This is a genomic window from Micromonospora sp. MW-13 (assembly GCF_003434305.1).
Taxonomy (GTDB): Bacteria; Actinomycetota; Actinomycetes; order Mycobacteriales; family Micromonosporaceae; genus Micromonospora.
The window spans coordinates 179,084-202,222 of the sequence record NZ_QKKX01000035.1 but is presented as its reverse complement, the minus strand read 5'-3'; the positions used below and the strand labels follow the sequence as shown (position 1 = coordinate 202,222).

The following is a 23,139-nucleotide window of genomic DNA, read 5'->3' as shown; positions in this document are numbered from 1 at the left end:
GTCAGCCGGCCGTCGCCGGGGCAGCCGGCCTGCCGACCTGGCCGGGGACGGTCGCGGCGGGCATCTCGCCCGGCGCCCGGCGCACGTCGATGACCTGCCCGGTCAGCTCGGAGACCAGCACGTCCAGCGAGGACTGGGCGACGGCCTCGGCGGCGAGCAGGGTGTGCTCCGGCTCCTCGCCGAACGCCTTGGTGCGCATCGGGGTGGCGGTGCGCTCCGGGTTGATGCAGTTGACCCGTACGCCGAACTCGGCCCACTCGTCGGACAGCGCCTGGGTCAGGTTGACCAGCGCGGCCTTGGTGGCCGAGTAGAGCGCGTAACGGGCCCGGCCCCGGGTGTACGAGCTGGAGGTGTAGAGCAGGAGCTGGCCCTTGGTCTGCTGGAGGTACGGCAGGGACTGCCGGGCGATGGTGACCGGGCCGACGAAGTTGACGTGCAGGACCCGGTCCATGGTCTCCTGGTCCATCTCCGCCAGCTCGCCCTTCTCCAGGATGCCGGCGGTGACCACCACGTGGTCGATCCGGCCGGTGGCCTCGAAGGCGGTCTTCAGCGCGGCCTCGACGTCGGCGGCCCGCTCGACGTGGGTGCCGGTGGTGGAGCGGCTGAACGGGAAGACCTGCGCGCCGTAGCTTCGGGCCAGCTCGGTCAGCTCGTGGCCGATGCCGTAGCTGCCGCCGAAGACGACGACGGTCCGGCCGGTCAGCTCCTCGGTGTAGCCGCGGTGGTCGGTCAGCCGGGGCGCCTGCGCGGCGGCGAGCTGGAAGAGCTTGTCCGCGAGGTGCACGTCGACCGGGTGGGTGACCTTGATGTTCTCGTCCGAGCCGTCGATCACCTTGATCGGGGTGCCGGGCAGGTAGCGCAGCACCACGCCGCAGTCGTCGGTGGCGGCGAAGTTCGCGTCGCCCTCGGCGATCCGGTACGCCTCCCGGATGGTGCCCGAGCGGAACGCCTGCGGGGTCTGGCCCCGGCGCAGGGTGGAGCGGACCGGGATGTCGGTGATGCAGTCGTTCTCGTCGACCTGGATGATCGTGTCGGCCGAGGGGATCGCCACGTCCACCGCCGCGTAGGTCCAGAGCGCGTTCACGCACTCCCGGACGATCCGGCCGCTGAGCAGCGGGCGCACCGCGTCGTGGAAGAGGATGTTGACGTCGCCCTCGCCGACGGCGTCCAGGGCGATCCGGGTGGTGGCGTTGCGGGTGTCGCCGCCCTCGATGACCTTGCTGACCTTGCGGAAGCCGGCCTTGTCGACGATCTGCTGGGCGTCGGCGACGTGCCCGGTGGCCATCAGCACGATGATCTCGTCGATCTCGGGGGCGGCCTCGAAGACCGCCAGGGTGTGCTCGATGATCGGCTTGCCGGCGATCTTCAGCAGTTGCTTCGGGATACCCAGGCCGAGCCGGGTCCCGGTGCCGCCGGCCAGCACCACCGCCACTGTCCGCGAGGGCCGCCAGGGCACCGGGGTCTCCGGTGCGGCGTCCGGGCCAGTGGTGTGGTCCTGCGTCATTGCCGATCCTCACTCTCGGGGAATGCCAGAACAATGGGTGACGGCCGCGTGGCGGCCCGGTGAACCATAACGCGTCCACCGCGTCGCCCCCCAGGGACGACGCGGTGGGTCGGCACCCGCACGACACCGTACGGATGCCGGAACCCTACTTGCCGTTGGAGAAGTCCTCGTACGCGCGCAGCACCTCGTCGGTCGGGCCGTCCATCCGCAGCTCGCCCGATTCCAGCCAGATCGTCCGCTCGCACGTGTCCCGGACCGAGGAGAGCTGGTGGCTGACCAGGAACACCGTGCCGGCGCTCTCCCGCAGCTCGCGGACCCGCTGCTCGCTGCGCTTGCGGAACCCCTTGTCGCCGGTGGCGAGCGCCTCGTCGATCAGCAGCACGTCGTGCTTCTTGGCCGCCGCGATGGAGAACCGCAGCCGGGCCGACATGCCCGAGGAGTACGTGCGCATCGGCAGCGAGGCGAAGTCGCCGCGCTGGTTGATCCCGGAGAACTCGATGATCTCCGGGGTCAGCCGCTGCACGTCGTCGGGGTGCATGCCCATGGCGAGGCAGCCCAGCGTGACGTTCCGCTCACCGGAGAGGTCGTTGAGCAGGGCGGCGTTGACGCCCAGCAGGGACGGCTGACCCTGGGTGTAGACCGCACCCCGGTTCACCGGCAGCAGGCCGGCGATGGCCCGCAGCAGGGTGGACTTGCCGGAGCCGTTGCTGCCGATCAGCCCGACCGCCTCGCCCCGGTACGCGGTGAAGCTGACCCCCTTGACCGCGTGCACCTCGCGGATGTTCGGCGCCGAGGCGCGGGACGCGATCCGCCGCAGCGCGGCCACCGGGCTGGTGCCGCCGCTGGCGCCCTTGTGCACCCGGTAGATCACGTGCGCGTCGTCGACCACCACGGTCGGGATGCGCTCGGTGATCCTGGGCAGCGTCACGGTGACGTCGTTGGACGCCTCGATGTGCTCAACCACGGCCGTACTCCTGTTCGCCGCGCCAGAAGTAGATGAAACCACCCACACCCATCACGACCGCCCAGCCCACCGCGTACGCCCAGAGCTGGGGCATCGAGGAGTTGAGCAGCGGCGCCCCCTCCAGCAGGGCGTGCCGGGCCAGCTCGATGTAGACCAGCATCGGGTTCGCCTCGACCAGCCTGGTCGCCCAGCCGGGGAGGTTCTCCTCGAACAGCGCCACGTTGTAGAGCACGCCGGAGCCGTACATCCAGGTGCGCAGCAGGAACGGCATCACCTGCTTGAGGTCGGCGACCTTGGCCCCCAGCCGGGCCACCGCCATGGTGAGCCCGGCGTTGAACAGCGCCTGGAGCAGCACCACCGGCACCAGCAGCAGCCACTCGACGGTGAGCGGCTCGCCGGTCACCAGCACGATGCCGACGAGCACCACCAGCGAGGCCAGCAACTGCTGGAACTGGGTGAGCATGACGGCCAGCGGCAGGCAGGCCCGGGGGAAGTGCAGCGCCCGGATCAGCCCCAGGTTGCCGGTGATCGACTGGGTGCCGTTCTGCACCGCGGTCTGGGTGAAGTTGAAGATGAACAGCCCGGCGGTGAGGTACGCGATGAAGTTCGGGATGCTGTTCTGCTTCAGCACCAGTCCGAAGATCAGGTAGTAGACCGCCGCGTTGGTCAGCGGGGTGAGCACCTGCCAGAGCTGCCCGAGCCGGGCGTTGCTGAACGAGGCGACCAGCTTGGCGTTGGAGTACGCGGCGATGAAGTGCCGGTACGCCCACAGGCGGCGGGTGTACTCCGCCAGGGACGGCCGTTCGCCGGCGACCCGCAGCCCGTGCCGGGCGGCCAGCTGTGCCTGGGACAGGCCGGCGTCGGGGTCGGCCAGCGCGGTGTTGGCCATGGGATGGGCGCTCCGATCTTGTCGTACCAACGGGATGCGCGCGACGACGGGATTCGAACTCATCGAGCGTGGCCGGTGCGTGGAGCGCCGCCTCGTCGCTGCGTGGAAGGTAGTCCATAAACACGTCGGGACGCAACCGTAGCGTCGTTGCGGTACATTGTCCCACGTGACCGCCGAGAAGAGTCTCCCGTGACACCCGAGAAGAGTCTGCCGTGAGCACCGAGAAGAGGCGGGCGCCGGCCGGCGCGGCGGTGCTCCGGGGCGAGATCACCACGGCCATCCGCCGGGCGCTGATGCAGGAACTCGCCGCGGTCGGCTACGGCCGGCTCTCCATCGAGGCGGTCGCCCGCCGGGCCGGGGTCAGCAAGACGGCGATCTACCGGCGGTGGAGCTCCAAGCTGGAACTGGTTCTGGAGATCGTCGTCGCGGCGGCCGGCAGCAAGCTGCCGGCGCTGGACACCGGCACCCTGCGCGGCGACCTCACCCTGCTGTTCAAGCTGGTCACCCACGCCCTGAGCCACCCGCTGGCCTCGCAGATCATCCCGGACCTGCTGGCCGAGGCGGCCCGCAACCCCGAGATCGACGAGACCCTCCAGGTGGTGCTGCGGGCCAAGCAGCAGGAGATCGGCGGGTCGCTGGTCGCCCGGGCCGTCCAGCGCGGCGAGCTGCCCGCCGGCACCGATCCGGGCGCGGCCGTGGACCTCGTCGTCGGGCCGCTCTACTGGCGGCTGGCGATCGCCCGGTCCACCCCGACCCAGGCGTACCTCGACGTGCTGGTGGAGGCCGTGGCGGCCGGCCTCGGCGCGGCACCGGCCGTGCCGAGGCAGCGGGACGCCGCCCTGCCGGCCACCCCCGCCTGAGCCGCCCGCGCCGCCCCCGGTCGCCGGCCGCGAGCCCGCCCCGAGCCGACGGTGTGGGATTCCGGCGGGCCGGGCGGGGGTCAGCGGCCGGCGTCGAGCGGGAGCCGGGAGACGATGTGCCGGGCGATCTCCAGCGAGCTGGTCGCGGCGGGGGAGGGGGCGTTGAGCACGTGCACCTGCCGGTCCGCCTCGACGATCAGGAAGTCGTCGACCAGGCCGCCGTCGGGCAGGATCGCCTGGGCGCGCACCCCGGCGCCGGCCGGGACGATGTCCGCCGGGGTCAGCTCCGGCACCAGCCGGGCCAGGCTCGCGGCGAACTTCTTCCTCGACAGCGACCGGGCCACCTCGGTCAGGCCGTACCGGTAGTGCCGGCGGGCCAGCGCCCACAGCCCGCGGTAGGACAGCTCGTCCCAGACGTCGCGCGGGCTGACCCGGCCCCACGAGTAGCCCTCCCGGGCGGTGGCCAGCACGGCGTTGGGACCGGCGTGCACGCTGCCGTCGATCATCTTGGTCAGGTGCACCCCGAGGAACGGGAACTGCGGGTCCGGCACCGGGTAGATCAGCCCCCGCACCAGGTCCCGCCGCCGCGGGGTCAGCTCGTAGTACTCGCCCCGGAACGGCACGATCCGCACCGGCGTGGGCACCCCGGCCAGTCGGGAGATCCGGTCGGCGTGCAGGCCCGCGCAGTTGATCAGCACGTCGCCGACCACCTCGCCGGTGGTGGTGGTGACCACCACCCCGTCGGGCCGGTTGGCCACCCCGGTCACCTCGGTACGGGTACGCAGGTCCGCCCCGCCGGCGGCGAGCAGCTCGGCGAGCTTGCGGCAGACCGCGCCGAAGTCGACGATGCCGGTCGAGGCGACGTGCAGGGCGGCGACGGCGGCCACGTGCGGCTCGTGCTCGGCGGCCTCGGCCGCGTCGACCAGCCGCACCGGCAGGCCGTTGGCGCTCGCCCGCTCGTGCAGGGCGTGCAGCCGGGGCAGCTCCGCCGGGTCGGTGGCGACGATCAGCTTGCCGCAGATGTCGTACGTCAGCCCGTGTTCGGCGCAGAACTCGACCATCGACGCGCTGCCGGCCTTGCACATGGTGGCCTTCAGGCTGCCCGGCTTGTAGTAGACGCCGGCGTGGATCACGCCCGAGTTGTGGCCGGTCTGGTGCGCCGCCCAGCCGGGCTCCTTCTCCAGCACGGTCACCGAGTCGCCGGGGCGGTCGGTCACCAGCCGGTGCGCCACCGCCAGGCCGACGATGCCGCCACCCACGACCACGAACCTTGTCATCTCATCTCCCCTGCCGGGCGCCGGCCACAGATGGTAACGAAGTCGCCCGGCGCGCCCGATTCGCGTCCGACCCGTACAGGTGGCCTAGACTGCTGCGGGTCCAATTTCTCGGGGAGTCACATGTCTGAGGTCATCGCGCTCGGTCAGCCCACGGTCGGTGAGGCCGAACTCGCCGCCATCGCCGAGGTCTTCGCCTCCGGTTGGCTCGCGGGCTCCGGTCCCACCAGCCGGCGGTTCGAGGAGCGTTTCGCCGCCGCCGTCGGCACCCGGCACGCGCTCGCCACCAGCAACTGCGGGTCGGCGCTGCACTTGGCGCTGCTCACCCTCGGCGTCAAGCCCGGCGACGAGGTGATCGTCGGCGACTACACGTTCCCGGCCACCGGCCACTCGGTGATGTGGACCGGCGCGAAGCCGGTCTTCGCCGACGTCCGGCCGGACATCTGGACCGTCGACCCGGCCGCGGTCGAGGCGGCGATCACCCCACGCACCGTCGGCATCATCGCCGTCGACGCCTTCGGCCAGCCCGCCGACTACGACGAACTGCGCGCCGTCGCCGACCGGCACGGGCTGTTCCTGGTCGAGGACGCCGCCTGCTCGGCCGGCGCGACCTACAAGGGCCGCCCCGCCGGCAGCCTGGCCGACGTGGCCACCTTCAGCTTCCACGGCCGCAAGGGCATCACCGCCGGCGAGGGCGGGGCGTACGTCACCGACCGCGAGGACCTCGCCGCGCACGCCCGCAAGCTGCACACCTACGGGGTGGAGGGCGCGCTCACCCGCGCCGAGCTGTCCCACCTGCCGATCCCGACCTTCACCGAGCTCGGCTACAACTACCGGCTCTCCGACGTGGCCGCGGCGATCATGATCGCCCAGCTCGACCGGCTGCCGGACCTGCTGGCCGCGAAGCGGCGCACCGCCGCCCGCTACGGCGAGCTGCTCAAGGACCACGAGCTGATCACCACCCCGTACGAGGCGCCGGACCGCGAGCACCCGTGGCAGTCGTACGTGGTCACCCTCGACCCCTCGGTGGACCGCGGCGCGGTCGCCCTCGCGCTGCGCCAGCGCGGCGTGCAGTGCACCTTCGGCACGTACGCCTCGCACCTGCAGCCGCTCTACGGCCAGACCGACCCGTGCCCGGTGTCGGCGGACCTGTTCGCCCGGCACCTGGCCATCCCGATGCACGCCAACCTCACCGACGCCCAGGTCGAGACCGTCGCCGCCACCCTGGTCGACGTCGTCACCAGCGCGGCCACCGGCCGCTGATCCCCCCAGGAAGGACACTGTCCGCCATGTCGAAGCAGACCGTCTTCATCACCGGAGGCGCGGGCTTCATCGGCCTGCACGTGGTGCCGTTGTTGCTGGAGAAGGGCTACCGGGTCCGCATCTTCGACAACATGTTCCGGGGCGACCGGGACCGCGTCGCGGAGCTGGTGGCCACCGGCGACGTCGAGCTGATCGACCAGGACGTCCGCTACGGCGGCGCCGTGCACGCGGCCATGAAGGGCTGCGAGTACGTCATCCACCTGGCCGCCGTCTCGATCAACAAGAGCCAGGCCGACCCGCACGAGTCGATCGACATCAACATGGTCGGCAACCACAACGTCTTCGCCGCCGCCGCCGACCACGGGGTGAAGCGGCTCGTGTTCGCCTCCTCCGCCTCGGTGTACGGCGACCCGCAGAAGCTGCCGATGCACGAGGACGACCGGCTCGACCCGCTCACCCCGTACTGCATCTCCAAGCGGGCCGGCGAGGACCTGCTCGCCTTCTACCAGCGCAGCAAGGGCCTCAACTGGATCGCCCTGCGCTTCTTCAACGTCTACGGCCCCGGCCAGAAGCCGACCGCCTACTACACCTCGGTGATCAACCACTTCGTCAAGCGGCTGAAGAACGGCGAGCCGCCGGTCATCGACGGCAAGGGCGAGCAGTCGATGGACTTCATCCACGTCCACGACATCGCCCGGTCGGTGGTGGCCGCGATGGAGGCCGAGCAGGGCAACGTGCCGGTCAACATCGGCACCGGCCTCGACACCTCGGTCGCCGCCCTCGCCGAGATCCTGATCAAGGCGGTCGGGGTGGACGTGGAGCCGCAGTTCAACCCGCGCGAGGTGCTGGTCAGCCGCCGGGCGGCGGACATCACCCGGGCCCGCGAGGTGCTCGGCTGGGAGCCGACCATCGCCGTCGGGGACGGGATGACGGATCTGATCAAGACCGAGGTGGCGTGACCCAGCCGCCGTCCGCCGGGGGCCCGTCGTCGCACGGGCTCCCGGTGAACCCGTTCTGCGGCGGCGTTCGATGCCCGGAGACCGGTGCTTGGACCGGCGCGTCCATGGGTCGCGCGTCGACCGCCGGGCCGGCCTGAAGCGGACGGGTGGGCCGCCGTACGCGCGCCGCCGCCGCGTCCCGTGTCGATCAACCTCGACCGGAGCCCGTCGCCGATCCCTCCAGAGCTGCGGTAGCGTAGGCCGGCGTCGCCTCCCGGCAGATCCCCCAGCCCGCCCGTACCATCCACCGGTGGGCCCGGACCCCCCGCCCCCCACACCGACCTCGACAGGAGTTACCGCTGTGCGGATCGCGGTCGTCAACAACTTCTTCCCCCCTCGACCAGGCGGGAGTTCCCACCTCGCCGCGGCGTTGGCGGAACGCTACGCCGCCGCCGGGCACGAGGTGCTCGTCCTGACGGCTGCCTACCGGGACACGCCGGCCGAGGAGGTGCGCGACGGTTACCGGGTTGTCCGGCTGCCGGCGATGCCGATGCCGAAGCTCGGTCTGTCCATCGACTTCGACATGGCCTTCGCCCTGGCCCGCCCCGGCAACCTGCGCCGGGTCTCCCGGCTGCTGGCCGAGTTCAAGCCGGACGTGATCCACCAGCACGGGCAGTTCTTCGACCTGAGCTGGATCTCCGGCTGGTACGCGCGTCGCCACCGGGTCCCGGTGCTGCTCTCCATCCACACCCGCCTGGAGAGCCCGGACCCGAAGTACGCGGCGCTGTTCCGGATGCTGGACCGGTTCATGGTCAAGCCCATCATCCGCCGGTTCCGGCCCCGCTACGTCATCATGGACGAACTGGCCGCCCGTTACTGTGCGGAGCGTTACGGCGCGACCACGGCGGATTTCGACTACATTCCGGTCGCGGTGGAGCCGAGCCGCTTCGACAGCAGGCCGGAGACCGACGTGCGTGCCCGGCACGGCGTTGGCGATGTGCCGCTGATCGTCTCCCTGGGGCACGTGATCCCGCTGCGGGACCGGCTGGCCCTGGTGGAGGCGCTGCCGACCGTCCTGGCGAAGCACCCGGACACCAAGGTCATGATCATTGGTCGGGTCTACTTCGACGCGTTCGCGAGGAGGGCCGCGCAGCTGGGGGTCAGCGACGCGATCATCACCACCGGCGCGGTGCCGTCGGCGGACGTGCCGGCGTACTTCGCCGCTGCCGACGTGGTGGCCCACGACCTGCAGGGCGGTGGCTTCGGCACCGCCAGCCTGGAGGCGATGGCGGCGGGCCGGGCGACGATCGGCACGGTGACCGAGACCAACTTCCCGGCCGTGCACCTGCGCAACTGGGAGAACTTCGTGCTGGTCCGTCCGAACGACCCGGCCGACCTCGCCGACGCCGTGATCCGGCTGTTCGACGAGCCGGAGGAGCGGGAGTGGATCGCCAAGCGCCAGCGGGACCTGGTGTACTCGCACTTCACCCTGGACGTGGTCACTCGCAAGCACCTGGACGTGTTCGAGCGGATGGTGGGTGAGCGCGCGTGACGATGTTCTCCGACGACGAGCGCAGCAACCGCCTGCGCACGGGCATCCTCAACGACTTCGTCGGCGGCTTCCTCAACGACGTGGAGCGGGCCCGGCACCTCGGCCTGCCCGAGACCACCCGGATCCGCGAGCGGACGAAGATCGTCAGCCCGGAGAACCTGGTGATGGGCGAGCACTGCTGGATCGGGGAGAACACGGTCCTCGACGCCAGCGGCGGCCTGGAGATCGGCGAGCACACCAGCATCGGCCTGAACTGTCTGGTGTTCACCCACTCCAGCTGGCTGGCGAACATGATGCTGGAGAACCACTCCGGCAGCGACCTCATCGAGCGCAAGCCGGTGCGGATCGGCAAGGGTTGCTTCATCGGCGGCAACAGCGTGATCATGATGGGGGTCACCATCGGTGACTGCGCCACGGTCAGCCCGCTGTCGGTGGTGACCAAGGACGTTCCGGCATACAGTCTGGTATCGGGTAACCCGGCCCGGGTCTTCCAGCGGTACGACGAGAAGCACATCCAGGCCGAGGCCGAACGGGTCCGGGCGGAGAACGCCGCCCGCCGCGCGGAGGCGCAGGCGCGCGGAGAGACCCCGGTCTGGGGCTCGCCGGCCGGGCGCCGCGACGGGCAGTGACGACAACCCTCACTGATTCAACGGAGAAAATGCGATCATGACCCTCAACGACCGCCTGCGCACCGTCTTCGTGGACGCCCTGGAAGTGCCCGAGGGCACCGACGTGGAGAACCTCAACTACCGCGGCATCGAGCAGTGGGACTCTCTGGGGCACATGACCCTGGTCGCCGCCATCGAGGACGAGTTCGACGTGCAGCTCGAGACCGAGCAGGTCATCGACATGAGCAGCTTCAAGGTCGCCCTCGACATGCTGCGGGGCCTCGGCGTCGATGAGTGAGCTGACCGGCCGGGTGGCCCTGGTCACCGGTGGTACGCGCGGCATCGGCCTGGCCACCGCCCGAGCGCTCGCCGAGGCGGGCGCCACGGTCGTCGTCACCGGCCGCGACGCCGCTCGGGCCGAGCAGGTGGGCAAGGAGTTCGGCGGGCACGGCGTAGGGCTGGACGTCGCGGACTTCGACGCGGTCGGCGCCACCGTCAAGCAGGTCACCGCGGCGCACGGCGGGCTGGACGTGCTGGTCGCCAACGCCGGGATCATGGAGAGCGGCCTGCTCGGGATGATGCGCGCCGACGACGTGCGCCGCACGCTCGACGTCAACGTGGCCGGAACGGTCGCGGCGGTCCAGGCCGCCGGCCGGGCGATGGCCCGCAAGCGCAGGGCCGAAGACGGCACCGAGCGGCGGGGCGGTTCCATCGTGCTGCTCGCCTCGGTCGTCGGGACGTACGGCGCGGCCGGTCAGTCGGTCTACGCGGCGTCGAAGGCCGCCGTGGCCGCGCTGGCCCGCTCCGCCGCTCGGGAGTTGGGCAGCCGGGGGATCCGGGTCAACGCCGTCGCGCCCGGGGTCATCCGCACCGACCTCACGGCGGCACTACCGGCGGAGGTGCTGGACCGGCAGGCGTCAGCCGCCGCGCTCGGCCGCCTCGGCGACCCGAAGGAGGTGGCGGACGTCATCCGGTTCCTCGCCGGCGACGCGGCCCGGTATGTGACGGGTCAGGTGCTCGGCGTCGATGGAGGGCTCGTGCCGTGAACCTGATCGCCCCGACCGCTCGGCTGATCGACGCCGCCACCGGAGGCGTCCTCGGGGGTGACGACCTCGCCGCCCAGGTGGAGCGGCACGCCACCGCGTACGCCGGTCTTCCGCCCGGGGTGGTCTTCGCCCGCAGCGGCACCTCGGTGGCCGCGGTGCTGCGGTATGTCGGTGCGCTGCGCGCCGACCGCCCGGTGGCGCCGCTGGACCCGTCGCTGGACCCGGCCGTGCTGGCGGACTTCGTCCGGCGCTTCGAGCCGGCCGTGGTGGTCGGCCTGGCCGAGGGCGGCGCCGGTGCCACCCCCGGTGAGCGGCCCAAGCAGTACCGCCACGTCGACGACCCGGCCCTCGGGTCGGTCTGGGTCCGCGAGCGGCCGTCGACCGACCAGCCCCACCCCGACCTCGCGGTGCTGCTGGCGACCTCGGGCTCGACCGGGGACCCGAAGTTCGTCCGGCTCTCCCGGGGCGCGGTGGAGTCCAACGCCGCCGCGATCGGGCGGGCGTTGGCCATCGGCCCGGCCGAGATCGCCCCGACCAGCCTGCCGCTGTATTACAGCTTCGGCATGTCCGTGCTGAACAGCCACCTGGCGGCCGGCGCGACGGTGCTGGTGGTCGACGGCGGGGTGCTGGCCCGCGAGTTCTGGCAGGCCGTGCAGACCCACGGCGCGACGTCGCTGGCCGGGGTGCCCTACAACTACGAGATGCTGCACCGGATCCGGTGGAGCCCGGCGAAGTACCCGTCGTTGCGTACCCTCACCCAGGCCGGCGGCAAGTTGCGCGACGAGATGATCCTCGCCTACCACGAGAAGATCGCCGCGGTCGGCGGCCGGTTCCACGTCATGTGGGGCTGCACCGAGGCCGCGCCGCGGATGAGCACCCTGCCGGCGGATGCCCTGCCCGACCGGGTCGGCTCGGTCGGCCCGGCCCTGGACGGCGGGTCGTTCGCCGTGCTCGGCGAGGACGGTGTGGAGACCGACCGCCCCGGTGTGGTCGGTGAGCTGGTCTACCGCGGCCCGAACGTGATGATGGGTTACGCCGAGAGCTCGGCTGACCTCACCCGGGGGGACGAGCAGGGCGGGACGCTGCGTACCGGTGATCTCGGCCACCTCGACGAGGACGGGTTCGTCTGGCTCCGCGGTCGTCTCAAGCGGTTCGGCAAGATCTTCGGCATTCGGGTCAACCTGCACGACATCGAGGAGATGGCCCGCGAGCAGGGACCAGTGGTGGCGGTCTCCGGTCCCGACAAGGTCGTCGTCTTCGTCGAGCAGCTCACCGACGACGCGGCCAGGGCGCTGGCCGGCCGGTTCTCCGAGCGGCTCAAGCTGCACCGGTCCGGCTTCGACATCCGTGCCATCGAGCGGTTGCCGCAGCTGCCCAACGGCAAGATCGATTACCGCTCCCTGGAGGCGCTGGTATGACTCTGTTCACCCTCGACCAGGCGGCCCGTGAGGCGAAGCTGCTGCCCGAGCTGGTTGAGCTGACCGAACACCACCGGGCCAACAGTCGGGAGTACGCCCGGCTGCTCGCCGCCCTGGGTCATCTGCCCGGCCGTCGGTACGACCGGATCGCCGACCTGCCCTGGCTGCCGGTGCGGCTGTTCAAGCACCACACGCTGAAGAGCATCCCCGACGACCAGGTCTTCAAGGTGCTCACCTCGTCCGGCACCACCGGAGACGTGAGCCGTGTCTACCTGGACAGGGACGCCGCCGGGGTCCAGCAGAAAATGCTCTCCGCCACGTTGAGCACGGTGATCGGGGCCAAGCGGCTGCCGATGCTGCTGGTCGACACGAAGGCGCTGTTCAAGAACCGCAACTCGTTCTCGGCCCGCGGCGCCGGAGTGCTCGGCCTGATGAACTTCGGCCGGGAGCACACCTTCGTCCTCGACGAGCAGGAGCAGCCCGACCTGGACGCGGTGCGTGTCTTCCTGGACAAGCACGGCGACCAGCCGTTCCTCATCTTCGGCTTCACCTTCATGACCTGGCTCTACCTCTACGAGCTGGCCCGGGACAACAAGTTCGACCTGAGCAACGGCATCCTGATCCACAGCGGCGGCTGGAAGAAGCTGGTCGACCGCGCGGTGGACAACGCCGAGTTCCGCCGCCGGTTCACCGAGGACACCGGCCTGACCCGGATCCACAGCTTCTACGGAATGGTCGAGCAGATCGGCACGACCTTCCTGGAAGGGCCGGACGGCGGCGGGCTCTACTGCCCCGAATTCTCCGACATCATCGTCCGGGACCCGCGCACCTGGGAGGAGGTGCCGGTCGGCACCCCGGGCGTGGTCCAGGTGATCAGCACGATGCCCCGGTCGTACCCGGGGCACATCCTGCTCACCGAGGACCAGGGCGTCATACACGGCATCGACGACGGCGTCTGGCCCGGCAAGCGCTTCTCCATCCTGGGCCGGCTACCCCGTGCCGAGGCCCGTGGTTGCAGCGACACGTTCGCGGAGGCGGCATGAGCAGCAAGGTCATCGAGCGGTTCCCGGCCGGCGGCGCGGTCGCCGTCGACGACCTGGTCACCGCCCTGCGCGCGGCCCCGGCCGGTGGTCCGCTGACCGTCGGCGACGAACGGGTGGTCGACTTCCTGGTGGCGTTCGCCCGGCGGCTGCTCCGCCCGGCGGTCGCCCGCCGGCACCCGGAGTTGGCCTCGCTCGGCTTCTTCCTACGTCGAGGGGAGATCGCCAAGGCACTCCACCGGGTGGCTGACGAGCCGGGTCAGCTGCGTTTCCCCCGGGGACTGGTCTTCCACGTCCCACCGGCCAACGTGGACACCATCTTCGTCTACTCGTGGGCGTTGTCCGCGCTGGCCGGTAACGCCAACGTCGTCCGGATCTCGTCCCGCTCGGCCGGGGCAGCCGACGTGGTGCTCGACGCGCTCAACGACACCCTTGCCGACGCTGCGGAGGCGGTCCGGCAGAGCCAGCGGATGATCACCTACGGCCGCGACGACGCGGTGACCGCCGCGCTCTCCGCCGCCGCAGACCTGCGGGTTGTCTGGGGCGGCGACCGTTCGGTCACAGAGATCCGCCGGCACCCCCTCGCCCCGCACGCCCGGGACCTGACCTTCCCGGACCGCTCCTCGTTCACCGTGATCGGTGCGGCGGGCTGGCTCACGGCGAACGAGCGGGACCGCGCCGCCGCCGCCCTCGGCTTCTACAACGACTCCTACTGGTTCGACCAGGCGGCCTGCGCCTCCCCCCGGACGGTGTACTGGGTCGGCGACCCGGCGACGGCCGAGGCCGCCCGCGCAGACCTGCTGGCCCGCCTGCGGACGGTGCTGAACGACAAGCGGCCGGAGGTGGACGCCGCGATGGCGGTGGAGAAGCGGGTGGCCACCTATGGCCTGGCCGTCGAGGGAGCGGCCACGGCCATCCACTTCGACGGCAACGACCTGGCGACCGTCGACCTGGCCGAGCCGGGGGCCATCCCGCGTCGCTGGCTCGGCATCGGGACGTTCCCGCAGGCGCGGGTGGAGGCCCTCGTGGACCTCGCGCCGGTGGTGGTCCGGCGGGACCAGACCGTCACCCACTTCGGGTTCAGCAGTGCGGAACTGGTCGCCTTCGCCCGGGCCCTCGGCGGTCGCGGAGTGGACCGGATCGTCCCGGTGGGCGACGCGCTGAACTTCGCCGCCACCTGGGACGGGTACGACCTGATGCGGGAGTTCACCCGCATCACCAGCGTCGTCACTCGCTGAAGTCCGCCGGACGACGAACGGGCCCGATCACGCCGGAGTGATCGGGCCCGTTCGTGCGTGCGTCGTGCTACTCGGTGGCTGGTGCCACCTGCGCCGGGGCACCCTGGCGCAGCTGACGCACCCCGGACAGGGCGGCCAGGCCGGCGGCGATGACGTCGGCGATGGTGAAGATGAGCCGGGACGCCAGTGCGATGCCCATGGCCGCGCCGACGCCGCCGCTGCCGACCAGGAACGGCGCCAGCGCGGCGACCAGCACGGCCTCCCGCACACCGAGCCCGGAAGGGGAGAGGAAGGCGAACATACCCACGGTCATCGCGATCGCGAAGGAGCCGATGCTGCGCAGCAGGCCCTCCATCCCCGGGGCGGCCTGGGCGTTGGCCAGCAGCCACAGGTGCACCCCGAACAGGCTGTAGCCCAGGGCGCTCCAGCCGACCACGCGCAGCACTCCCGGCCAGGTGAGCCGGTTCTCCAGGGGCGGCCGGCGCAGCACCTTCAGGGCGAGCTGGACGAGCATGGTGAGCACCCGTGGCACGGCGCAGACCAGCGCGATCGGGAACAGCCCCGCCACGATCCAGAGCGCCACCCGGACCGAGTCGGCGTAGCTGGAGTCGGTGGCGCCGGCGGCGTTCCGCAGCGCCGGCAGGCTCAGCAGCCCGAGGCCGAGCGCGGCGGTCACACTGAGGCCGACGGTGACCAGGGTGGCCAGGAAGGCCCGGGCCCGGGGCAGGCCGGCCCGCTTGCTCAGCTCGATCTGGAGCACGTACGCCCAGACGCTGCCCGGCACGTACTTGCCCAGCTGCCCGACCAGGCAGATCCGCAGCGCGGCGGTGACGGACACCCGGTGCTCCAGGTCGTCCACGGCGGCCCGCCAGGCCATCGTGTTGGCGACCATGCCCAGCAGGGCCGCCAGGACGGAGAGCGCCACCGACTGCCAGGCCAGGCCGAGCCAGGTGGAGCGGACCTGGGGCCACTGGTCGACGACGCTCCAGACCATCCCGGCGGCGATGGCCCCGATGACGACCACCCGTACACCCAGCGACAGCCAGCCCTTCAGCGGGCTGACCGGGGCCGACGGGGCGGGGGACGCCGGGGCGTTCGTGACGGCGGCGTCCTTCCGCGCGGCGGTCTCTACCATGCGTTACCTGCCTCCGCGTCGCATTCACCCGTTGCCGGAATGGGGTGGTCAGAGCAAGGCACTACACTAGCCCAGGCTGCGCGCCCGTAGGCACCCGGCGCGCTCGATGCGGAATCCGTCGACGACGGACCACCTGTCCCGTCGAAGTCCGCCGCTGTTACCGTCTGCTCGCTGCCACCGATCCCCCAAGGAGAGACGCTGTGATCCCCATTTCCGTCGTCAAACTCGACGAGGCGGCCGAACAGCTGGCGGTCGAGGTGATCCGTTCAGGAGTGTTGGCACAGGGTCCGATGGTCGCCCGGCTGGAGCGCGAGTTCGCCGACGTCGTCGGAGTGGAGCACGCGGTGGCCGTCAACAACGGTACGACCGCGCTGGTCGCGGCCCTGGAGGTGCTCGACCTCAAGCCCGGTGACGAGGTCGTCACCAGCCCGTTCACCTTCGTCGCCACCTTGAACGCGATCCTTGAGGCCGGTGCCACCGCGCGCTTCGCCGACATCCGCGAGGAGGACTTCTGCCTCGACCCCGAGGCCCTCGGCGCCGCGATCGGGCCGCGGACGAAGGTCGTGATGCCGGTACACCTGTACGGCCAGCCGGCCGACATGGGTGGGATCGTGCCGCTGGTCGAGCGGCATGGGCTGGGCCTGGTCGAGGACACCGCGCAGTCGCTCGGCGCGACGATCGACGGGCGCGGCGCCGGCAGCTTCGGTCTGGGCACCTTCTCTCTCTACGCCACGAAGAACCTCACCACCGGTGAGGGCGGGATGATCACCACCAACGACGCCACCCTCGCCGACCGGCTGCGCGTGCTGCGCAACCAGGGCATGCGGCAGCGTTACCAGTACGAGGTGGCCGGCCACAACTACCGGCTCACCGACCTCCAGGCGGCCCTCGGCATCCCGCAGCTCGCCAGCTACGGGGACAACGTCAAGCGCCGCAAGGACAACGCCACCCGGCTCTCCGCCGGTCTGGCGGACGTGCCTGGCCTGCGGCTGCCGACCGAGCTGCCGGGCCGCTCGCACGTCTGGCACCAGTACACCGTGCTGGTCACCGACGCCGCGCCGGTCACCCGGGACGAGGTGGTCGCCCGGCTGACCGAGCAGGGCGTGGGCTGTGGGATCTACTACCCGAAGACGGTCTACGACTACGACTGCTACCGCGAGCACCCCCGGGTGGTCGCGGACCCGGCCCCGGTCGCCGACCGGGTGGTCCGGCAGTGCGTCTCCCTCCCGGTGCACCACCACCTCGCCGACGGCGACGTGGACCGGGTGGTCGAGGCCGTCCGCAAGGCGGTGGGAGCGTGACCGCCCCTGTGCGTTTTGCCCTGGTAGGCACGGGTGTGATGGGTTCCCTGCACGCCCGGGTCATCTCCCAGTCCTCCCGGGCCAGGCTGGCCCGCGTGATCGAGCCCCGGGAGACGGTAGGCCGGGACATCGCCGACCGGTACGGCGCCTCCTGGGCGCCGGACCTGTCCGACCTCTCCGACATCGACGCGGTGATCATCGCCGCCCCCACCGAGTTTCACCGTGGCCTCGCCGAGGAAGTCCTCGGCGCGGACAAGCCGCTGCTGATCGAGAAGCCGGTCTGCGGCAGCCTGAACGAGACCGAGGACATCGTCGCGATCGCCGAGAAGCGGCGACTGCCGCTGCTCTGCGGTCTGCTGGAGCGCTTCAATCCGGCCGTGCTGACCGCGTTCGCGCTCATCCACCGCCCGGTGCACCTCACCGTAACCCGGCACTCCCCGTACGCTCCCCGCATCCGCACCGGCGTGGCGTGGGACCTGCTGGTGCACGACGTCGACCTGGCGATCCAGGCGTTCGGCGGCCAGGAGCCGACCTCGACGCGGGGCGCGTTGGGATACTTCCACCCGGACTCCGTCGCGGGCGCGGAGGACGTCGCCGAGGCGGTGCTGACCTTCGGCAACACCGCACTGGCCAACATCTCGGCGAGCCGGATCGGTCAGCGCAAGGTGCGGACGCTGGTCATCAGCGAGGTGGACCGGCTGATCGAGGCGGACCTGATCCGCAAGGACGTCACGATCTACCGGCACGTGTCGCTGGACGCGGCGACGCCGGACGGCCGCGGATACCGGCAGCAGAGCATCATGGAGGTGCCCGAGCTGGTGTCGAACCGGGAGCCGCTGGCCGCCCAGCTCGACCACTTCCTCGACATCCTCGACGGGCGCCTCGACGCGGACGTGGAGCGCCAGCGGCTGCTCCCCGCCCACCGCGCGGTGGCCGCTGTCATCGGGGACAACAAGGGTCACTGAGCGGTCCCACGCTGAAGGGCGTCGCCGACGACGTCGGCGACGCCCTTCAGCACGTCTGGGGTGGCGACGGTGACCCCGGCCGGGCCGGGGTCACCGGCCGGTCATCCGCCGGGGTTGGCGCAGGCGCGTCCCTCGTCGGTGACCTGGTAGATGTTGATACTCCCGAACCTCTGGACCAGTTTCACCCGGCCACTGGCGTCCAGCCGGGCCGGGGTGTAGTGCTTCTCCCAGCCGCCCGGTAGCACCCGGCCACCGCCGACGACCACGTACTCGACGCCGAACCGGTCCACCTCGCACCCCGCCGGGATGGCCGCCTCGTTGTCGACCAACCAGTTCCAGGCGTCCCAGCGGCGCTTGTAGTTCTGTACGTCAAAGACGGGCAGAGGAGGCAGCCCGAACAGCACCGGCGTGCCGTAGTCCACGTACGACCAGGTCATGAACTGCCGGTGCCGGTCATACGCCACGACCTTGCCCTGCGGCGTGTTCGCCGCCAACCACTCGTACGTGCGGACGTAGTTCTCGCCGACCGGGGCGCGGCGCTTGAACTCGCCCCGGATCGGGTGCCAGGTCTCCGGCAGCACGGCGAGCACGCTCAGCGTGACCAGCAGGACCGAGGCGGCCACCGCGGCCGGCACGGTCGACCCACGCAGCGTTCTCGCCCGCGTCACCAGGCGGGTCGCCAGCCACTGGATCGCCAGGCCGATGGCCACCGCTCCGGCCACCGCCAGCAGGCCGTACACCGGCAGGATCATCGAGCGCAACCGCTCCCGTACGCCGTACCAGAGGCCGGACACGAACATCGCGGGCGCCGAGTCGGAGCTGGTGGTCCACACCCCGACGGCGGTGAACAGGACACCGGTGAACAGCCACGGTCGGGCCCAGCGCAGCTGACGGAACACCAGGCAGAGCGGGGAGGCGATCAGGCAGGCAAGGGTGATGATCAGGCCGACCCGGATGGCCGGCACGCTGAGCTGGTAGTCCGCGCCCCCCGGGGGTGGAAAGCCCAGCAGAGCGTAACGCTGCTGGTCGGTGACCCAGTACTCGAACGCCTCGCCCCACTTGCCGAGCAGGGCGGGCTCGTTCTGCTCGCGTTCGCCGTTGGCGCTGGTCAATGCGTTGATGAACGGTATCAACGCGCCGATGCCGCCGACCACCGCAGCCACCACGCCGGCGGCCGCGTGGCGGACCGAGAACGGGTGGCGCAGCAGCACCAGCAGGCTCAGCGCCAGCACGGCGACGACGAGGACGTCGTAGGTGTGCGACATGATCAACCCGGCCCCGGACAGGCCGGCCAGCAGACCGAGCCGCACCGGGTGCGGGCCGCGCAACGCGAGCGCGCCGAGCAGGGCGATCCCGACCGCCATGGCCGGACCGGTCTGCTGGGTGATCCGGCCGGTGACCACCGAGTACCACAGCGGGCCGAGGAAGGTGGGGGCGAGCGCTGCGCAGGCCGCGACGACCGGGCGGCCGCCGAGCACCCGGACGCAGGCGTACACCCCGGCGACCAGGGCGAGCGGCCCGACCAGGATCGACCAGGCGGTCATCGCGACACTGATCCGACCGCCGGTCAGCTCCGTGGCCTGCGCCCAGGCGACGTTCGTGGCCAGCGGGTAGAAGGAACAGCCGACCGCTGGCTCGGTGGAGCCGGTGCTGCACGCCGACTCGATTGCCGCGTGGCCGGTGTCCAGGATGCGCCGGGTGAAGTAGCCGTGGTTCATCGCGTCCCAGCCGGGGGGCGCGATGAGCCGGCCGAGCAGCAGCCACCCGTACGCCACGCTGAGCACCGACGGGACCGCCAGACCGAGCACGTCCGCCCAGCCGGGACGTGCCGGACGCTGCCGGAGGCGGGCGAGCAGTGCGGCGCGGCGCGCGGACGCCGGAGCCGCCCCGCCGTCCTCGGCCCCGGTCTCCCGGCCCCCGGCGGGAGCGGGCCAGCCCCGGCCGAACAGCCGGGAGACCAGCACCGCCGCGCCGGCCAGCAGCAGTTCCACCACCAGCACTGCCGAGGCGCTGTCGGGCAGTCCCAGCTTGGGCAGCCACCCCATCGCGATCGTGGTCAGGCCGAGGGTCAGCGCCGGCGCCGTCGCCCACACCGCCCAGCGGTAGCGCCCGGGCGGCACGACGAAACCGAGCAGAGCCCCGGGTAGGACGGCCACGGCCAGGGCGACGAGACTGGTCAACACAGGTTCCCCTTCCGGCGGGCAGTCGCCGACGCCGATTTCGGCGGCAACACTATCGGAAAGAGCTGGAACCGACGTGCGGCCGACCGAGCGCCTCCGCCACGGATGCGGGGGCGGCGTCCCCGGCTGTGCCGGTTCGTCCCTCAGCGGGCGGCTGACCGTTTTCGCGACGATGGGTCGGAAAGTCATGGGTTAACCCGAGCGAGGGCGTGCCGATCCCTCGCGTTAAGGTCGCAACGACGTTTCGGCTGCCGGCGATGACAGACTGGATCCAGGAAACCGAGATGGCACGTGACCTGAATGGTGGTGGACCGCCTCCCGTCAGGGCCGCGACCGTCCGACCGCGCGGTCAACCCGGGCGGGGCTCCCCGGAGCACTGCGGGACAGGCCCGTCAGGTGTCGCCGAGCGGGAACACGACCATGGCCCGCCGCCGGAAGCTCATCGGATGGGCCCAGTAGTGCCGCCGGCCAACGGGCTCCGCCCGTCGTTGACTTCATAGGGAGACTGATCCTTGTTCGGCTCGTTGCTCCAGCGGGTGGGGGTCGCTGCCCGCGGCGCCCTGCTCCTGTTGTCCTATCTGGTCATGCTCGCCGCCGGAACGTTGGGCTGGACCGCCGTGTTCGCCGTCTCCGGCGCGGCGGCGGCATTGGGCGAGTTCGCGCTCGCCCGATGGTCCAAGCCGTCGGAAGTCCTGTTGGAGAAGGTCGGCCTCGGCCTCGGCTACCGGCAGTTGGCCCGGGACCTGTCGGCCGTGCTGCTGGTGGCCGCCACGGTGGACCTCACCGCGGCGCAGCTCACCCTGGTCCTCCTGCTCCCGGCGGTGGTCTGGGTGATCTCGGTCTTCGCCGGGGCGCTGAACACGATGATCGACCGGCGTAACCCGGTCTCCGCGCTGGTGCGCAACATCGACCTCGGCCCCATGCGCTCGGCGCCGAGCCCGCCGCAGTGGGCGGCCGGGGTCGCCGGTGAGCGGCTCGCCATGGTCAACGTGCTGCTGGTGCCGGCGGCGCTGCTCTCGGCCGCCTGGGGCGACGCCGCGCCGATGCTGGCCGGCGGCGCCGCCGCCGCGCTCTCCGCGGCGGTGGCCGGCGGCATCGTCGCGCTGACCTGGCTGCGCGGCCGGGGCACCGGCCAGAGCCCGCTGCTGCCCGCCGTGCAGCGGTGGCTGGACACCCACCGTCCGGAGGTGGCCGTCTACTTCGCCGGCCCGGCCAAGGACGTCTACCAGGCCAACATGTGGCTCGCCCCGACCGAGGCCCTCCAGCGGCGGGCGGTGGTGCTGATGCGCAGCCGGGAGGCGTTCGCGGAGCTGGCCGACACCCGGCTGCCGGTGATCTGCGTGCCGGCCGGCGTGGACTTCATGAACCTGGAGCTGGGCAGCGTCCGGGCGACCCTGTACGCGGCCAACGTCGGCGCCAACATCCACATGCTGCGCGAACCGGGCATGAAGCACGTCTTCGTCGGGCACGGCGACAGCGACAAGCAGGCCAGCGTCAACCCGTACAGCAAGGTGTACGACGAGGTGTGGGTGGCCGGCCTCGCCGGGCGGGAGCGGTACGCCCGGGCCGGCGTCGGGGTGCTCGACGCCGACATCGTGGAGATCGGCCGCCCCCAGCTCGCCGGCGTGCACACCTTCGGCGCGGAGTCGGTCGACCGGCCGTTCACCGTGCTCTACGCCCCGACCTGGGAGGGGTGGCTCGACGACGATCCGTACCACACCTCGCTGGTGCTGATGGGGGAGCGGATCGTCAAGGGGCTGCTGGCGGCCCGGCCGGCGGTGCGGCTGATCTACAAGCCGCACCCGCTGACCGGCACCCGGGCCAAGGAGGCCCGCGCCGTGCACGAGCGGGTGGTCGCGGCGATCCGGGCGGCGGGCGGCGACCCCGACGCCACCTCGCTGGACGGCACCGCCCACCTGGTGGTCACCGGCCGCACCCCGGCGCTGTTCGACTGCTTCAACCAGACCGACCTGCTGGTCAGCGACATCTCCAGCGTGGTCTCGGACTTCGTGCAGAGCCAGCGCCCGTACGTGGTGGCCAACCCGAGCGGGCTGCCGGAGGACGAGTTCCGGCGCAACTTCCCCACCTCGCGGGGGGCGTACCTGCTCTCGAAGGACTGCGGCGAGCTGGAGAAGATCGTCGCCCTGACCCGGGCCGGCGACGACCCGATGACCGAGGCGCGCCGCGAGCTGAAGATCTACCTGCTCGGCCCCGACGAGCCGAACCCGATGGAGCGGTTCCGGCAGGAGATCGGCCGGCTCTGCGGCTGACCCGCCCGCCGCACGAGGAAGGGGGACGGCACCCGCCGTCCCCCTTCGCCGTGCCGGCGCTCAGTCGCGGCGCGGCGGGTTGTCCACGTCGCGGGAGACGACCTCGCCCTTGGCGTCCACCCAGCCCTTGGGGCGGGCGGGATTGCCGGCGACCAGCTGGTACGGCGCGACGTCCCGGGTGACCACCGAACCGGCGGCGACCATCGCGTACTCGCCGACCTCGATCCCGCAGACCAGGGTGGCGTTCGCGCCGATCGACGCGCCCCGGCGCACGAGCGTCGGGGTGATGGTCCAGTCCGGGTTCTGCGCCCGGGGGCGGAAGTCGTTGGTGAACACGGCGCACGGGCCGACGAAGACCTCGTCCTCGATGGTCACGCCCTGGTAGACCGAGACGTTGTTCTGGATCTTCACGAGGTCGCCGACGGTGACACCGGCGTCGACGTACACGTTGCGACCGATCACGCAGCCGGCGCCGACCCGGGCGCTGGACCGGATGTGGGCCAGGTGCCAGACCTTGGTGCCGTCGCCCACCCGGGCACCCTCCTCCACGTCTGCGCTCGGGTGGACGAAGACGTCGGATCGGTCGGTGGTGTCAGTCATCGCTGCTCGCATCGCTCGGGGCGCGCCGTCGCGCCGGCGGGTGGCCGCGTCGGGCCGGCGGCGGGTGCCGGCCGCCCGAGCGGATCGGACTGCC

Annotated in this window: 20 protein-coding genes; 13 read left to right on the top strand and 7 right to left on the bottom strand. The window is 71.7% G+C overall.

Going from position 1 to position 23,139, the window contains the following annotated elements:
• Position 1: 1 nt before the first annotated feature.
• From C5N14_RS19260 to C5N14_RS19250, 3 genes are all read right to left on the bottom strand, one after another.
• Positions 2-1,504, bottom strand: a complete 1,503-nt coding sequence (locus tag C5N14_RS19260) for a bifunctional cytidylyltransferase/SDR family oxidoreductase (protein WP_117669500.1) — start codon at positions 1,502-1,504, stop codon at positions 2-4.
• Positions 1,505-1,649: 145 nt separating this feature from the next.
• The gene (locus C5N14_RS19255) at positions 1,650-2,468 is read right to left on the bottom strand and encodes an ABC transporter ATP-binding protein (RefSeq protein WP_207892787.1); all 819 of its coding nucleotides are present in this window, start codon (positions 2,466-2,468) and stop codon (positions 1,650-1,652) included.
• Entirely contained in the window at positions 2,461-3,357 is an 897-nt protein-coding gene (locus C5N14_RS19250; RefSeq protein WP_117669499.1) for an ABC transporter permease, read from the bottom strand. Before C5N14_RS19250 ends, C5N14_RS19255 begins: the two co-directional genes overlap by 8 nt.
• Before the next feature lie 251 nt (positions 3,358-3,608).
• On the opposite strand from C5N14_RS19250, the gene C5N14_RS19245 reads away from it, so the two are divergent.
• A complete protein-coding gene (locus C5N14_RS19245) occupies positions 3,609-4,217 on the top strand; it encodes a TetR/AcrR family transcriptional regulator (protein WP_117669561.1) in 609 nt (202 codons plus the stop codon).
• A gap of 80 nt (positions 4,218-4,297) precedes the next feature.
• Here C5N14_RS19245 and lhgO read toward each other — a convergent pair whose 3' ends face one another.
• Positions 4,298-5,494, bottom strand: a complete 1,197-nt coding sequence (lhgO, locus tag C5N14_RS19240; RefSeq protein WP_117669498.1) for an L-2-hydroxyglutarate oxidase — start codon at positions 5,492-5,494, stop codon at positions 4,298-4,300.
• A gap of 120 nt (positions 5,495-5,614) precedes the next feature.
• Here lhgO and C5N14_RS19235 point away from each other — a divergent pair, with 120 nt between their 5' ends.
• The 9 genes from C5N14_RS19235 to C5N14_RS19195 all read left to right on the top strand — a co-directional run bounded on the left by C5N14_RS19235 (position 5,615) and on the right by C5N14_RS19195 (position 14,594).
• Positions 5,615-6,754, top strand: a complete 1,140-nt coding sequence (locus C5N14_RS19235) for a DegT/DnrJ/EryC1/StrS aminotransferase family protein (RefSeq protein WP_117669497.1) — start codon at positions 5,615-5,617, stop codon at positions 6,752-6,754.
• A 26-nt stretch (positions 6,755-6,780) separates the two neighbouring features.
• Entirely contained in the window at positions 6,781-7,713 is a 933-nt protein-coding gene (locus C5N14_RS19230) for an NAD-dependent epimerase/dehydratase family protein (RefSeq protein WP_117669496.1), read from the top strand.
• Positions 7,714-8,053: 340 nt separating this feature from the next.
• A complete protein-coding gene (locus C5N14_RS19225) occupies positions 8,054-9,244 on the top strand; it encodes a glycosyltransferase family 4 protein (protein ID WP_165878155.1) in 1,191 nt (396 codons plus the stop codon).
• 2 nt (positions 9,245-9,246) lie between these two features.
• Positions 9,247-9,873 carry a DapH/DapD/GlmU-related protein gene (locus tag C5N14_RS19220; RefSeq protein ID WP_117669494.1) on the top strand — a complete coding sequence of 209 codons (627 nt, stop codon included), beginning with the start codon at positions 9,247-9,249 and terminating at the stop codon, positions 9,871-9,873.
• A gap of 37 nt (positions 9,874-9,910) precedes the next feature.
• Entirely contained in the window at positions 9,911-10,150 is a 240-nt protein-coding gene (locus C5N14_RS19215; RefSeq protein WP_117669493.1) for an acyl carrier protein, read from the top strand.
• A complete protein-coding gene (locus C5N14_RS19210; protein ID WP_117669492.1) occupies positions 10,143-10,898 on the top strand; it encodes an SDR family NAD(P)-dependent oxidoreductase in 756 nt (251 codons plus the stop codon). Before C5N14_RS19215 ends, C5N14_RS19210 begins: the two co-directional genes overlap by 8 nt.
• Positions 10,895-12,316: an AMP-binding protein gene (locus tag C5N14_RS19205; RefSeq protein ID WP_117669491.1), complete on the top strand. Its 1,422-nt coding sequence runs from the start codon at positions 10,895-10,897 to the stop codon at positions 12,314-12,316. The genes C5N14_RS19210 and C5N14_RS19205 overlap by 4 nt, the downstream gene beginning before the upstream one ends.
• Positions 12,313-13,359 (top strand): acyl-protein synthetase, encoded by a 1,047-nt coding sequence (locus tag C5N14_RS19200; RefSeq protein ID WP_117669490.1) that lies wholly within the window; start codon positions 12,313-12,315, stop codon positions 13,357-13,359. The genes C5N14_RS19205 and C5N14_RS19200 overlap by 4 nt, the downstream gene beginning before the upstream one ends.
• The gene (locus tag C5N14_RS19195) at positions 13,356-14,594 is read left to right on the top strand and encodes an acyl-CoA reductase (RefSeq protein WP_165878154.1); all 1,239 of its coding nucleotides are present in this window, start codon (positions 13,356-13,358) and stop codon (positions 14,592-14,594) included. Before C5N14_RS19200 ends, C5N14_RS19195 begins: the two co-directional genes overlap by 4 nt.
• A 67-nt stretch (positions 14,595-14,661) precedes the next feature.
• Here the strand turns inward: C5N14_RS19195 and C5N14_RS19190 are convergent, their stop codons facing one another.
• Complete coding sequence (locus C5N14_RS19190) at positions 14,662-15,729, bottom strand: lysylphosphatidylglycerol synthase domain-containing protein (protein WP_117669488.1); 1,068 nt, start codon at positions 15,727-15,729, stop codon at positions 14,662-14,664.
• Positions 15,730-15,929: 200 nt separating this feature from the next.
• Here C5N14_RS19190 and C5N14_RS19185 point away from each other — a divergent pair, with 200 nt between their 5' ends.
• Together C5N14_RS19185 and C5N14_RS19180 are read left to right on the top strand one after the other, a co-directional pair.
• Complete coding sequence (locus tag C5N14_RS19185; RefSeq protein WP_117669487.1) at positions 15,930-17,030, top strand: DegT/DnrJ/EryC1/StrS aminotransferase family protein; 1,101 nt, start codon at positions 15,930-15,932, stop codon at positions 17,028-17,030.
• Positions 17,027-17,995 (top strand): Gfo/Idh/MocA family protein, encoded by a 969-nt coding sequence (locus tag C5N14_RS19180; RefSeq protein WP_117669486.1) that lies wholly within the window; start codon positions 17,027-17,029, stop codon positions 17,993-17,995. The genes C5N14_RS19185 and C5N14_RS19180 overlap by 4 nt, the downstream gene beginning before the upstream one ends.
• A 101-nt stretch (positions 17,996-18,096) precedes the next feature.
• Here the strand turns inward: C5N14_RS19180 and C5N14_RS19175 are convergent, their stop codons facing one another.
• On the bottom strand, positions 18,097-20,175 hold the full coding sequence (locus C5N14_RS19175) for a DUF6541 family protein (RefSeq protein ID WP_128763609.1): 2,079 nt from the start codon (positions 20,173-20,175) through the stop codon (positions 18,097-18,099).
• Positions 20,176-20,687: 512 nt separating this feature from the next.
• On the opposite strand from C5N14_RS19175, the gene C5N14_RS19170 reads away from it, so the two are divergent.
• A complete protein-coding gene (locus C5N14_RS19170; protein ID WP_207892785.1) occupies positions 20,688-22,445 on the top strand; it encodes a CDP-glycerol glycerophosphotransferase family protein in 1,758 nt (585 codons plus the stop codon).
• Between the two features lie 60 nt (positions 22,446-22,505).
• Here C5N14_RS19170 and C5N14_RS19165 read toward each other — a convergent pair whose 3' ends face one another.
• Entirely contained in the window at positions 22,506-23,045 is a 540-nt protein-coding gene (locus C5N14_RS19165) for an acyltransferase (RefSeq protein WP_117669484.1), read from the bottom strand.
• Positions 23,046-23,139: the final 94 nt, after the last annotated feature.

Excerpts from the sequence above, each read along its gene's own strand:
- C5N14_RS19260 (WP_117669500.1), bottom strand. The coding sequence starts at position 1,504 with ATGACGCAGGACCACACCACTGGCCCGGACGCCGCACCGGAGACCCCG.
- C5N14_RS19250 (WP_117669499.1), bottom strand. The coding sequence starts at position 3,357 with ATGGCCAACACCGCGCTGGCCGACCCCGACGCCGGCCTGTCCCAGGCA.
- lhgO (WP_117669498.1), bottom strand. The coding sequence starts at position 5,494 with ATGACAAGGTTCGTGGTCGTGGGTGGCGGCATCGTCGGCCTGGCGGTG.
- C5N14_RS19235 (WP_117669497.1), top strand. The coding sequence starts at position 5,615 with ATGTCTGAGGTCATCGCGCTCGGTCAGCCCACGGTCGGTGAGGCCGAA.
- C5N14_RS19230 (WP_117669496.1), top strand. The coding sequence starts at position 6,781 with ATGTCGAAGCAGACCGTCTTCATCACCGGAGGCGCGGGCTTCATCGGC.
- C5N14_RS19220 (WP_117669494.1), top strand. The coding sequence starts at position 9,247 with ATGTTCTCCGACGACGAGCGCAGCAACCGCCTGCGCACGGGCATCCTC.
- C5N14_RS19215 (WP_117669493.1), top strand. The coding sequence starts at position 9,911 with ATGACCCTCAACGACCGCCTGCGCACCGTCTTCGTGGACGCCCTGGAA.
- C5N14_RS19210 (WP_117669492.1), top strand. The coding sequence starts at position 10,143 with ATGAGTGAGCTGACCGGCCGGGTGGCCCTGGTCACCGGTGGTACGCGC.
- C5N14_RS19200 (WP_117669490.1), top strand. The coding sequence starts at position 12,313 with ATGACTCTGTTCACCCTCGACCAGGCGGCCCGTGAGGCGAAGCTGCTG.
- C5N14_RS19195 (WP_165878154.1), top strand. The coding sequence starts at position 13,356 with ATGAGCAGCAAGGTCATCGAGCGGTTCCCGGCCGGCGGCGCGGTCGCC.
- C5N14_RS19190 (WP_117669488.1), bottom strand. The coding sequence starts at position 15,729 with ATGGTAGAGACCGCCGCGCGGAAGGACGCCGCCGTCACGAACGCCCCG.
- C5N14_RS19165 (WP_117669484.1), bottom strand. The coding sequence starts at position 23,045 with ATGACTGACACCACCGACCGATCCGACGTCTTCGTCCACCCGAGCGCA.